This window comes from Acinetobacter sp. YH12236, from assembly GCF_013417645.1.
Classification (GTDB): Bacteria; Pseudomonadota; Gammaproteobacteria; order Pseudomonadales; family Moraxellaceae; genus Acinetobacter.
This window is the reverse complement of record NZ_VPDM01000004.1, coordinates 1-12,869: the sequence shown is the minus strand read 5'-3', so window position 1 is coordinate 12,869 and position 12,869 is coordinate 1. Positions and strand designations below refer to the sequence as shown.

Genomic DNA, 12,869 nt, shown 5'->3' with positions numbered 1-12,869 from the left:
AAATAAAAAACCTCCCGATTGGGAGGTTTTTCGTTTAGAGCCTAAAGATTATTTCGAACCTTTAATTCCGGCTTGAAGTAATAGTGCTCCTAAACCACCAATTTTATTTTCTTGTGGTTTAGCCGCTTGAGGTTTCTTGCCATGCGGGCGGTCACCTTGTGGACGTGCATGCTGTGGACGTTTGCCTTGTGGCTTGCGCTCACCGCGTTGCTCATTGTCACGACGTGGTTGACGTGGTGCTTTCGCTGGCGCTTCCGAACCTTCAGGACGCATCGACAGATTGACACGGTTACGTTCCACATCAACGTTCAGTACACGAACTTGTACGATTTGACCTGGTTTTACCACTTTATGCGGATCAGCCACAAATTCATTGGCTAATTCAGAAATATGTACCAAACCATCCTGATGTACACCAACATCCACGAAAGCACCGAAGTTAGTCACATTGGTGACTACGCCTTCCAGCTGCATGCCTTCAGTCAATTGAGCCACTTCAGTAATATCATCACGGAATTTTGCGGTACGGAATTCTGGACGCGGGTCACGGCCAGGTTTTTCCAGTTCAGCCAAAACGTCCTGAACGGTTGGCAGCCCGAATTTATCATCGACAAACTCTTCAGCATTGACCTGGCGAATGATTTCAGTGTTGCCAATAATATCTTTTACAGTCGTTGCTTTCGCTTCAACAATTTTAGATACCAATGGATAAGATTCAGGGTGAACTGCAGAGGCATCTAGCGGTTCTGAACCTTGCTGGATACGCAAGAAACCCGCTGCCTGTTCAAAAGTACGCTCGCCTAGACGTGGCACTTTTTTCAGGTCCTGACGGTTGTCAAAACGGCCATTTTCCTTACGGAAGTCCACGATTTGCTGTGCAATTGATTTGTTCAGACCTGCGATATAACCCAGGATTGCAGCAGATGCAGTATTTACATCCACACCGACCGAGTTCACACAGTCTTCAACCACTGCTTCAAGAGTTTTTGCCAGACCGGTCTGGTTTACATCATGCTGGTACTGACCTACACCGATTGATTTAGGATCAATTTTCACCAGTTCAGCCAATGGATCTTGCAGACGGCGTGCAATTGATACTGCACCACGGATCGATACATCCAGTTCAGGCAATTCCTGAGAAGCCAGTTCAGATGCTGAGTAAACAGAAGCACCCGCTTCTGAAACAGAAACACGAGTCAATTTCAGGTCGCTATTTGCAGCCATCATTTCGGCAATTAACGCTTCAGTTTCACGGCTTGCTGTACCATTACCGATTGCAATCAGGTCAACATTGAATTCGCGGCAAAGACGTGCCAATTCAGTCAGTGAACCTTCTTTATCATCTTTCGGTGCAAATGGGTAAATGGTGCTATGTGCCAATACATCACCTGATTCATTCACCACTGCCAGTTTTACGCCAGTACGGATACCAGGATCTACGCCCAGTGTCGTACGTGCGCCTGCAGGCGCAGAAAGCAGTAGATGACGCAGGTTTTCAGCAAAGACCTGCATTGCTTCAGCTTCAGCAGCCAGACGTTTTTCAGTCAATAATGAATGTTCGATCGTTGGACGAACTTTACCAAGCCAGAACAGTTTCGCAGTTTGCTTTAAGAAATCCTGACGAGATTGCGGCTGAATGGTATCCAGGTTGTATTCAGTTTCAATACGTGCCAATGGTGCATCATCTTCACCATCTACTTTAAGGCCCAGTACATTTTCCTGACGGCCACGTAGCATTGCCAATAAACGATGAGAAGGTACCTTGTTCAGATTTTCAGAGAAATCGAAGTAATCACGGAATTTTTTACCAACTTCTTTTTTCTCTTCGCTAGCGACCAGACTTTTCAGCACGGCAGTTTTAGCAAACATTGCTTTAAGCTCAGTGGTCAACGCAATATTCTGCGCCCAGTCATCAATCACGATATGCTGGATCGCATTGAGCTGGCTTTCCTGATCTGGATAATCTTCATGGCTAAAGCCCGCTAAAGCTTCTGCTGGATCCACGGCTTCAGTAAAGATTTTTTCTGCAATCGGACCTAAACCGGCTTCTTTGGCTTTAAACGATTTGCTGGTACGTTTTGGACGGTATGGTGCGTAAATTTCTTCTAGGGCATTTTTAGTTTCTGCCGCATTCACCCGTGCCAATAAATCATCAGATAATTTATTTTGTTCTTTTAGTGATTCGATCACCTTTTCACGGCGTTCATACAAATCACGCAAATACGATAAACGTGTATCGAGCTGGCGTAGTTGCGTATCGTCTAAGCCCTGCGTTACTTCTTTACGGTAACGTGCAATGAAAGGAACGCTGGCACCCTCATCAATCAGTTTGATGGCAGCTTCTACTTGATTTGGACGTACGGCAAGTTCTTTTGCCAACTGCTGAACTAAGTCAGTCATCGTGTTTGATCCCACAAGGATAAGTACTAAATGGCATGATTATAAAGACCAGGTCTATAAAATCCACCATTGTTTTTATTAATTTATATAAGCTTCAGATAACCGTATACGATCGTTTTCCAGTTTTTCCACTAAAGTTTGCATGAACTTTGCATTTTATTCTTGTTCCGGGACGATTTTTTTCGCATATAGATGTATATATTTGGTATCTATGTCTTGATTTTAACTGCAATATTTGATGCTTTAGAGCATAGTCAATTAATAGTAATGAATCGTATACTCAAAGCATATTTCATTTTTTGTTTATGACGACAATAAAGAATAAAGGAGCACCTCATGAGTTTAGTGGTACCTGCTGAAAAACCCGATGCTGTACATACCGAAACCGACCGGGTCGAGCGCATCCTGGTTGTCGATGATGATGTGCGTCTGCGTACCCTGTTACAACGTTTCCTTGAAGATAAAGGCTTCGTCGTTAAAACTGCGCACGATGCTACCCAGATGGATCGACTATTACAGCGGGAACTGTTTTCTCTGATTGTGCTCGATTTTATGTTGCCTGTAGAAGACGGCCTCAGCATCTGTCGTCGCCTACGCCAGTCGAATATTGATATTCCAATCATTATGCTCACCGCACGTGGCAGCGATTCAGATCGTATTGCAGGTCTGGAAGCCGGTGCAGATGATTACCTGCCTAAACCATTTAATCCAAATGAATTGCTGGCACGTATCCGTGCAGTTTTGCGTCGTCAAGTCCGTGAAGTTCCAGGCGCTCCTAGCCAGCAAATGGAAGTGGTATCCTTTGGCCCATGGTCACTGGATCTGTCGACTCGTACCCTGACTCGTGAGGGCCAGGTAGTGACCCTGACCACTGGTGAATTTGCAGTATTAAAAGCGTTGGTACAACATCCACGTGAACCTTTAACTCGTGACAAGCTGATGAATCTGGCACGTGGCCGTGAATGGGGTGCGATGGAACGTTCAATTGACGTTCAGGTATCACGCTTACGTCGTTTGATTGAAGAAAACCCTGCCCGTGCGCGTTATATTCAAACCGTTTGGGGTGTCGGTTATGTGTTTGTTCCAGATGGTGCTGAATAATTTTCTTATTAGAAGAAAGTAAAATATTCGTCCGTCTATAAATCTAGTTTTGAATTACGTGACAAATTCATTCGCAACTGTTTGAGGCAGGAGGTATTCATCTCTAATGTTTCTGCGATAAATTGATTACTTGCCACAATTTGACGAGTTTTGCGAATGAAAATGGTTTTGCCTATTTTTGCCGAAACAAAAGTAGGTCGAACCGAAGGTTTTAACCTATATCTAAATTACAGATGGTTTGACTCCGGTGTGATAAGGCCTTTTAATCAACTCATAATAATTTGCTGAAGTCATAGCACAGGATTGCTCAGTGAAACTCGACCCCATCGACCCACAAAAATTTACCGATTTTGTCAGCTACTCAGAAAAAAAACGTACCCCTTGGGAACGCTTTCTGGACAAAATCAAACCGCGCTCTGCAGCAATGCGAACCACTGTACTGGTGGTCTTTGTGGTCTGTTTCAGCCTGTTCATGTCAATCTGGTTTTTCTGGCGCACACTTTATTTACCTGAAATTCAGCAACACGCGCGTTATCTGGCCATGGAGCTAGAAATTCTCAACAATCCGGACCTGCGTCTTTATCATAAAGAACAGGAAGTCGATATTGATACCTGGCTCAAAAACCGGATCGGAATCGAATATGTCACCAATCCGGCTGAATACCCCAATGTAAAAGACAAGGTTATTGCTGAATTCTTTACTAACCAGATTGAAACCAAACTGGCCAAAGAATTAAGAATCGAACAGGCAACCGTTTATTTCCAGTTCAAGCCAAGTCCACGCATCTGGATTCAAACCCCTGAAATGAACGGCAACTGGGTACGTGAACCTCTTAAAACCTATGCCAACTATAGTCCTGAACTGATTCTAGGCTGGCTGTTGGGTACGCCACTCATTGCCGGCATTATTATCCTGACCCTGGTGCGTCAGCTAAACCGTCCTTTACGCCGCTTGCAGAATGCAGCAAACAGCTATAGTAAAAATGGTTCCGCCCCTTATCTGGATACCAATCATGGTCCGCTGGAAATCCGTCAGGTGAATCATGCGTTTAACCAGATGATTTATACCTTGGATCAAACCGAGCGTGATCGTCGAATCATGCTCGCGGGGATTTCACATGACCTGCGTACACCGTTGACCCGTATCCGTCTTAGCGCAGAAATGATGCCGGATGAAGACTTTCTCAAGGAAGGCCTGATTTATGACGTCGAGGATATGGATGCCATTCTGAACCAGTTCATTTCCTATATGCGGGATGGTTCCGATGAAGAGCTGCAAGAAACCAATGTCAATGTGCTGCTGCAGGAACTGGTCAAGCAGTTTAAGCCACTTAATATTCGCTTTACACCTCAAGAGATACCGCTGGTTGAGGTACGCAGCATGTCGCTGAAACGCCTGATTGGTAACCTGATCAACAACTCAAAACGCTATGGTGCGGAACCGATCGAGCTGGCTGCCTATGTGCAGGACCATAAACTGATGATCAGTGTGGCCGATCATGGTGAAGGGATTCCGGAAGACCAAATTGAAGCGCTGATGCAACCCTTTGTTCGTGGAAATTCTGCGCGTACCGTACAAGGCAGTGGTCTGGGTCTGGCAATTGTCAAGCGTATTGTTGATATTCACTCAGGTGAGCTGCATATCCAGAATCGGCCTGAAGGCGGTCTGGAAGCCATTATCGCCTTACCCCTGAAAACAGCAGATTCCGAGGCACCCGCTGCCCCAACCACCTTAGATAAAATTCGTCAAACGCTCACTGATCACTTCTAGTAAGTGATCATAAAAGCAACAAACGATTTTTTAGTATTTCTATATAATTCATTTTAATTTTTAATAATTCAATCATTTAAAAAACATCATTTTTCATTATACCTACATTTAGCTAAAAAATTAGACCTTAGCCTAACACCTATGCAAAATACATTTTTTGATCGGTACAATCCGTATCATTATTTAAGAATTTATGAGAGTTGAAATGTCTTTAGATCGTATCCGTTTAGCCTCCCTACACAACAAAGTCATCAGCCCTGAACAAGCTGCTGAATTCATCGAAGATGGTATGACTGTGGGTATGAGTGGCTTTACTCGCGCTGGTGAAGCGAAGGCGGTTCCTTTAGCTTTGGTACAACGCGCAAAAGCAAATCCACTGAAAATCACGTTGATCACAGGTGCATCACTCGGTAACGATTTGGACAAGCAACTCACTGAAGCAGGCGTATTGGCACGTCGTTTACCATTCCAGGTAGATAGCACTTTACGTAAAGCGATCAACAAAGGTGAAGTGATGTTCATCGATCAGCATTTGTCTGAAACCGTTGAACAGATGCGTAACCAGCAGTTGAAAAAACCTGATGTGGCGGTAATTGAAGCGGTTGCGATCACTGAAGATGGCGGCATCATTCCAACAACTTCTGTAGGTAACTCTGCAAGTTTTGCAATTTTTGCTGAGAAAGTGATTGTTGAAATCAACACGAATTTAAGTCCTGCATTTGAAGGCTTGCACGACATCTACATCCCGACTTACCGTCCAACACGTCAAGCAATTCCATTGACTCAAGTGGATGAGCGTATCGGTACACATGCAATCAATATTGATCCTTCAAAAATCGTGGGTATCGTATTCAACAATGAATTGCATGACTCTCCATCAACTGTAACTGCACCAGATGATGAGACTCAATCAATTGCTAACCACTTGATCGCTTTCTTTGAAAAAGAAGTAGCTGAAGAGCGTTTACCGAAAAACCTTGGCCCTCTTCAAGCAGGGATCGGTTCCATTGCAAACGCCGTATTGACGGGTCTGAAAGATTCAAACTTCGAAGACTTGATCATGTACTCAGAAGTACTACAAGACTGTACGTTTGAATTGATCGATGCCGGTAAAATGAAGTTTGCTTCAGGTTCTTCTATTACACTTTCTGCTAAATATGGCGAAAAAGTATTTAACAACCTTGAGCACTACAAAGACAAACTGGTATTACGTCCACAGGAAATTTCAAACCATCCTGAACTGGTACGCCGTTTAGGTATTATCGGCATCAACACTGCGCTTGAATTCGATATCTACGGTAACGTGAACTCAACTCACGTTTGTGGTACCAAAATGATGAACGGTATCGGTGGTTCAGGTGACTTCGCTCGTAATGCGCACCTTGCAATCTTCGTGACTAAATCAATCGCGAAAGGTGGCGACATCTCTTCAGTAGTACCATTTGCGTCTCACGTTGACCATGCTGAACATGATGTAGATATCTTAGTGACTGAACAAGGTCTGGCAGATCTTCGTGGTTTGGCGCCACGTGAACGTGCTCGTGCGATCATCGACAACTGTGCACACCCAATGTACCGAGATGCATTGAATGACTACTTCGACCGTGCATGTGCAAAAGGTGGCCATACACCTCACCTGCTTCGTGAAGCATTATCTTGGCACTCTAACTTTGAAGAAAATGGTCATATGCTTGCAGTAGAAGCTGCAGTCAAAACTGCTTAATTGACCGCTTCAGAAAACGCCCCACGGGGCGTTTTTTTATGGGAAAAATAATAAATAAACAAAGACAAATCTATCCATAAGAATCTGATCAGCTTAACTTCTTAAATATTTTGAATGATTAAAAAACTGCACTTAGTCTGGATGCAGGGCTTTAAATTCCAGTTCTTCACCCTCATACTTCTAACAAGACAAAGATTAGAGACATGACATGCGCGTAGATATTTGGTCAGATGTGGTCTGCCCTTTTTGCTATATTGGTAAAAAACGGCTGGAAGCTGCTGCAAAGGAAAGCGGAATTGAACTTGAAGTCCATTGGCATAGTTTTCAGCTAGATCCTGAAGCGCCAGCCCGTCAGGAAGTTTCCAACTCTGAGCGTTTGGCACAAAAATATGGCCGTTCAGTGGCAGAAGTTGAAGACATGCAGCGCAATATCGCAGCCATGGCCAAACAGGAAGGCATTGAATTTAACTGGGAAGGTGCCAACTCTGGCAATACCTTGAATGCGCATCGCATCATTCACCTGGCACAAAGCAAAGGCTTGGGCAATGAAGCTCAGGAAGCTTTTTTCTACAGCTATATGACGCAAGGCCTGCCAATTGGTGAACGTGAAACGCTGGAAGATGTCGCGGCGCGTATTGGCCTGAACCCGGTTGAAGTAGATGATTTACTCGACTCGGATGAATTTGCGGATTTTGTTAAGTTTGACCAGGAAGTAGCGCATGACCAGCTCAAAGTTACCGGTGTTCCGTTCTTTGTATTTGATCAACGCATTGCTTTGGCGGGTGCTCAGCCGAAGGAAGTTTTCTTGCAAGTTCTTGAAAAAGCTTTAGAGGAACCACAACAACAGCCAGCAGCTGATCAGTGTTCTACAGATGCTTGTGATGTTCCGGCAAAGCCTGAGTAAAAACTAAATCAAAAAATCCCCATTCAAGATGGGGATTTTTTTATGAATGATGTGAATTATTCAACCAGAAAACTGATCTTTAGATTGACACGATATTCGGTAATTTTATTGTCATTAATCACGACTTTCTGTTCATTGATCCAGGCACCTTGAACATTTTTGATCGTCTCTGTGACTTTTGCGATGCCACTTTGAATTGCATCCTCAAAGCTTTTACTACTGCTTGAATTGACTTCTACCACTTTTGCAATTGCCATGATTCAACACTCACTCTGTGAAGATAGAAGCATTCATCTTAGTCGATTTAAATTTCTCTACAGCTCCTAGCAAACAAGTAATAGCAAAAACTTACAGGGAATGAACAAATACTGATCTGCCCTTACTGCTTTAAAAAAAATTTAAATCTGGATCTCTAGTTTTAAATAATCAACAAATAAATGTTTGCTTAAAAGCTTCTAAAACATCTAAAAAATGTATAAAAAACAATCCAAAACCATCTAGAGCAAATATTCTAATATATTGTTTTATAGAGTATTTTATCTAAATTTAGTTGCTTTTCTTGCCGATTTGATCATTTTTTATTAATTGCCATTTGATATTATTTTTCACGTGATTTAAGACTAATTTTTTCCTTGTTCAAGCTCTTGAACACCCAGATATCAAAAGGTCATGTTATGAAAACTGTTAAATTTTTATGCGCAGCAACTGTGATGGCTTTTTCTCTACAAGCTTCAGCACAAATGGCTCAAGTGGTTTATCTTCCAGATTTCCCTGTGAGCAAAGCACCAGTTGAAACTGTAGCAACAGATACTGCAAATGCAGAAACTGAAAAAGCGGCTTAAGTCTTTAAGCGAAATCTCCCAGCAGGCTGAATTATTCAGCCTGTTTTTATTTCAGGGCTCCAAAAATCTAACTTGTTCTTCTGTTTAGCGAGTATTAAGAATCTCATTATTTTTTATTTTATTTTGATTTCGTTCACTTTTTATTCAAAAACAACTACCAAATTCGCTTAAAAAATACTCAAAATAATCAAGTATTTTGTCAATCAAATGCTTATAATCAAAACCTGATCTTTTATGGATTTCAGACTTTCTTGTTATGAACCAGCTTCAAGCATTAATACAGGGAAAAATTTCTCCGCAGGCAATTTCTGTGGATTTTTTGATTGAAATGGCTGAGCGTTATCCAGATCCCAACTCTACCGAATATAAACTGGTAGAACTTGCGGTCAATATGATCATGGCCAAGTCACTGGATAAAGCACTCAAATATATCTAGAGAGCTAAAATGAATGCTTTAGAAAAAGCAAAGTTAATTAAAGAATTAAATGAATTGGGGCAGCAACTAGAACATAAATCCCTCAGTTTATATGAAGCCGCCCGAACCAAAAAACGGCTCCAGGATATTTTTCATCTCTGTGATGAACCTGTTTTTAAAAATCAGATTTTAAGTTTTAAATCCCGTGTCCAGCCTGAGCTGGCAGCACATCAGTTTGCGGCGAGCACCGAGTTTCATCACTGTTATCGCGGTTATTTTAAGAATCCTGTCCAGCTGCAACAGGCACTCACTGCACATTCAGAAACAGGCTGGGCCTTTTTGCATCAGCCACAACAAGGCTGGCAAATCTGGCTGGGTCCTGTAGAGCAAACTGATTTTTTACATAGTGAATGGGATGAATTAGCAAATTGCCATCACTGGCTTTTGCAGCAACAGCAACAAGACGCATATTTTCCTCTCGATCCCCAACTGGATATTCCGGCTTTATCTGTTCAGGATGCCGAATTCAATACGCTTACCCTAGAAATCGCGCGTTATCATCAGGGCAGTTTGCAGATCCAGACCAAGATCACTGCACCTCAATTGTCTAAAACAATTAAACCTGATTTAGACAGAGCGACTAACGAAATAGAAGTTAAAACAGCTGAACTGTCTGTAGAAATAGACAATACGGATAGTTCACCCTCTATTTTGATAATAGAGGAAAATATTAATTTTCCTGAATCTATACAGCTAGGTGAATTCTCTGCCCTGCTGCATCCCTTAGAACATGCAGGAGCAACTATACGGCGCCTCTGTGCCCTAGAATTACAGCCAACTGCTTCTCAACCGGCTGATCTTGAAATGGCGCTATATTATGCTGAGGAAGACCACTGGCAGGCACGTCCTGTTTATCTCTCCATGCAGACCGATCAGCAAGGGCAAGGTCTGAAATATCTGATGCTCTTGGGCGCACCGAGCCTCTTGCAGGCCAATTCCTGTATCCAGCACTGGGGCACGCAACGTGGACGGCGTTGTATAGAGATAAAATCCATATCATGGGCAGCTTTAGGTACCTGTCTTGATCAGATAGATCTTTTCAGTGAAATATATCTGCAACAAGCCGAAACGGTCTGGATGCCTGAGGAAAGCTATGCCTATATTCCGGCTCGGTGTATTCATCAAAAGAAATTTATCAATTTTGAGGAAGCGCCCGCTGATTTTTCTACTCCAATTTTATTGCTACAGGAACATCAGAAAATTCGGGTGATTCATGGAGAACGTCGCCTGGCATTGTCCAATCAGGAAATCGCTTATCCTTATTTAATGCTCAAACGTGATAAGGATTTGAATTGGCAAAAAATTCATCAAATTGTTTTAGGATTGTCACAGCCGGTACGGGTTTTAGATCTTTATATGGCAATTCAGGCACAAATCATTAAATAATTGATGTAGTTATGTAGTTTATCCTTGCTTTTTTTCCTTATTTTTTAGAAAACTAGCGCAGTAAATAAAATACGATAAGAGCAAGAATCAACTCATGCGAATAAACCAAATTACTCGAATCTTATTGCTATCACTTGGCGTGGGATTAAGTAGTAGCCCAGTTTGGGCAGAAGCATCTCCTACAGAACCTGCAGAAACAGAACAGCCTACAGGTACAGGTACAGGTACAGGTACAGGTACAGGTACAGGTACAGGTACAGGTACAGGTACAGGTACAGGTATTTTAGATCAGATTCCACGCTTGATCGATGCCACGCCTACGATTTTACCTGAACAGTCAGACGAAGCGATGGTGCCCACCACCGAAGAAACAGAAGATAAATCTTGGGCTGACAAAAAGCAGAAAAGAATCCGTGAATGGGCAGACCGCACCGCACATAAGATTGATAACTGGTTTGGCCAGACCAACCCGGATGAGCCAGCAACTGCGACTTTGCGAATCATCCTGGATAATAGCTGGGACAAATATGAAAACTATGAAATCAAGCCGAGGATTCGAGGAAAAATCAAGCTTCCAACCTTGGAACAAAAGTTAAGTCTGGTCTTTGGTGATGACAGCCTGGATAACGAACTGGATAGCAATGTCGCAATTACCAATGAAAATCCTGGCAATGCCCGGGATAAAAATCTGGATATTCGCCGTACCCGTGAAAACAACAGCTCGTTTGCACTACGCTGGTCAGAATTTTCAAATGGCCTACCTTTCGATAGCGATCTGGATCTGGGGGTACGTTCTGGGGATGATATCTATGTACGGGCCAAAATCAGTAAAGACTGGGCGATGCAGAATGACTTCTCTTTTCATGCCGAACAGATTTATCGCTATGGATTGCAGAGTGAAAATTATTTGCGGACCAACCTGGAACTGATCCATGCTCGTCCCAATGAGGCCTTTTTTTCCAATCAGTTAAGTTTAACCTATGCAGATGAGCAGGAAGACGATTTGACCTGGGACAACTATACCTTCAGACAGCATCAATTTTTCCAGGGCAACCGCTTTAACTATGGCATCTATACGGGCGGCTATCTGGATGATAAAGATTTACGCTTAAATCGCTGGGGACCTTATGTGTCCTGGAGACAGCCTTTCTTACGTGAATGGTTCTTTGTGCAAGGCGACCTGAACTATCTGAATGATGACCGACTGGACCGAAGCCATTATCTGGGTGCGATGGTACGTCTTGAGGCCATTTTCTAAATTTGAACAAATCCGAAACTATAAAAGCCCATAAAATATGGGCTTTTTAATGTCTGAATCCAATAAGTTTTTATTGGCGGTGCTCAACCGTTGTAAAGGCAATTCGATCACTACGAATCATACGTTTTTGCTGCAAAGAAGGCTGTTCCATCTGTGGCATATTCCATACCGCGCGGTCGGTACGCTGCATTCGTTTTACTTTTGGCGCTTCTTTTTTCATGGGTGCCTGAAAACTAATACGATCGCTACGAGTCACTTTTTTGGACTCAGTATCGGCCATTGTGGCTGCGCTCATTGACATCAGAATGACTGTACTCAGACTCATCATCAGTGATTTTTTCATGGGAGAATTCTCTAAACTTAATAATCGCTATTATAAATTAATATATAAAATATTATCTATTTTTCAGATTTAAAACTTAAAGGTATTTTTTTATTCTGGCTATCGCTTTTTTAAATCATTAAAGGGGAATCCAAGTTTTAAGCGCTAAATTCAGAACATAAAAAATCCCTCCGTAGAGGTAATGCCAGTCAGTTAAGAAATTGACTGGCATTTTCTTGGGTATTTCAGTGGTTTACCTTTCACAACTCTTGGGCAACTTCTAACCCTCCTCTCAGGCAAAACATACCTCCTAGATTTCTCCAGTAAACTTTCTAGATGTTTGGGTAAATTTCCTGCGGAGTCTAAAGAGTCGAATCTTAATATATTAAGGATGCCGATAGATGCAATATGAAAGCTGATTCTCAAAGGACTGACTTTTGCACGTTGAGCCATATATTTCATTTGTCTTCTTAGAATATTATAAGCAATGAAGACACCCCATAATTCTTGATAAATTAAATCAGGTTGCTTGCTCCTCAAATGCTTACTTTCCTGTAAACCACTTTTGATTTCTCGGTAACACATTTCTATTTCCCAGCGCTGAGCATAAAGCTTTGCTAAGGCTAGCAGTGGATATATCTTTGAATCTATTAATGAAGTGATATAGCGTCTAATTTTTCCTGCCTG

Annotated in this window: 12 protein-coding genes; 8 read left to right on the top strand and 4 right to left on the bottom strand. The window is 42.4% G+C overall.

Annotated elements, in window-relative coordinates:
* Nucleotides 1-48 precede the first annotated feature (48 nt).
* Complete coding sequence (locus tag FTV14_RS03085; protein WP_180053315.1) at nt 49-2,400, bottom strand: Tex family protein; 2,352 nt, start codon at nt 2,398-2,400, stop codon at nt 49-51.
* A gap of 336 nt (nt 2,401-2,736) precedes the next feature.
* On the opposite strand from FTV14_RS03085, the gene ompR reads away from it, so the two are divergent.
* From ompR to FTV14_RS03065, 4 genes are all read left to right on the top strand, one after another.
* Nucleotides 2,737-3,501, top strand: coding sequence for a two-component system response regulator OmpR (gene ompR, locus FTV14_RS03080; protein ID WP_004781707.1), 765 nt, complete (start codon nt 2,737-2,739; stop codon nt 3,499-3,501).
* 310 nt (nt 3,502-3,811) lie between these two features.
* Nucleotides 3,812-5,272 carry an ATP-binding protein gene (locus FTV14_RS03075; RefSeq protein WP_180053314.1) on the top strand — a complete coding sequence of 487 codons (1,461 nt, stop codon included), beginning with the start codon at nt 3,812-3,814 and terminating at the stop codon, nt 5,270-5,272.
* 205 nt (nt 5,273-5,477) lie between these two features.
* On the top strand, nt 5,478-6,995 hold the full coding sequence (locus FTV14_RS03070; RefSeq protein ID WP_180013282.1) for an acetyl-CoA hydrolase/transferase family protein: 1,518 nt from the start codon (nt 5,478-5,480) through the stop codon (nt 6,993-6,995).
* 208 nt (nt 6,996-7,203) lie between these two features.
* A complete protein-coding gene (locus FTV14_RS03065; RefSeq protein WP_180047584.1) occupies nt 7,204-7,899 on the top strand; it encodes a DsbA family oxidoreductase in 696 nt (231 codons plus the stop codon).
* A 56-nt stretch (nt 7,900-7,955) separates the two neighbouring features.
* Here FTV14_RS03065 and FTV14_RS03060 read toward each other — a convergent pair whose 3' ends face one another.
* The gene (locus FTV14_RS03060) at nt 7,956-8,156 is read right to left on the bottom strand and encodes a dodecin family protein (protein ID WP_179991974.1); all 201 of its coding nucleotides are present in this window, start codon (nt 8,154-8,156) and stop codon (nt 7,956-7,958) included.
* Nucleotides 8,157-8,573: 417 nt separating this feature from the next.
* Between FTV14_RS03060 and FTV14_RS03055 the strand changes: the two genes are divergently transcribed.
* The 4 genes from FTV14_RS03055 (at nt 8,574) to FTV14_RS03040 (ending at nt 11,860) form a co-directional block, all read left to right on the top strand.
* Nucleotides 8,574-8,741, top strand: coding sequence for a hypothetical protein (locus FTV14_RS03055; RefSeq protein WP_171069961.1), 168 nt, complete (start codon nt 8,574-8,576; stop codon nt 8,739-8,741).
* A 256-nt stretch (nt 8,742-8,997) separates the two neighbouring features.
* On the top strand, nt 8,998-9,177 hold the full coding sequence (locus FTV14_RS03050) for a hypothetical protein (RefSeq protein ID WP_004781696.1): 180 nt from the start codon (nt 8,998-9,000) through the stop codon (nt 9,175-9,177).
* Between the two features lie 9 nt (nt 9,178-9,186).
* The gene (locus FTV14_RS03045; protein ID WP_180047582.1) at nt 9,187-10,602 is read left to right on the top strand and encodes a hypothetical protein; all 1,416 of its coding nucleotides are present in this window, start codon (nt 9,187-9,189) and stop codon (nt 10,600-10,602) included.
* Between the two features lie 94 nt (nt 10,603-10,696).
* A complete protein-coding gene (locus FTV14_RS03040; protein ID WP_005232512.1) occupies nt 10,697-11,860 on the top strand; it encodes a hypothetical protein in 1,164 nt (387 codons plus the stop codon).
* 70 nt (nt 11,861-11,930) lie between these two features.
* Here FTV14_RS03040 and FTV14_RS03035 read toward each other — a convergent pair whose 3' ends face one another.
* Nucleotides 11,931-12,203: a hypothetical protein gene (locus FTV14_RS03035; RefSeq protein ID WP_159123438.1), complete on the bottom strand. Its 273-nt coding sequence runs from the start codon at nt 12,201-12,203 to the stop codon at nt 11,931-11,933.
* A 192-nt stretch (nt 12,204-12,395) separates the two neighbouring features.
* Nucleotides 12,396-12,869, bottom strand: a 474-nt coding sequence (locus tag FTV14_RS03030; RefSeq protein ID WP_180053313.1) for a transposase, incomplete at its 5' end; no start/stop codon positions are given.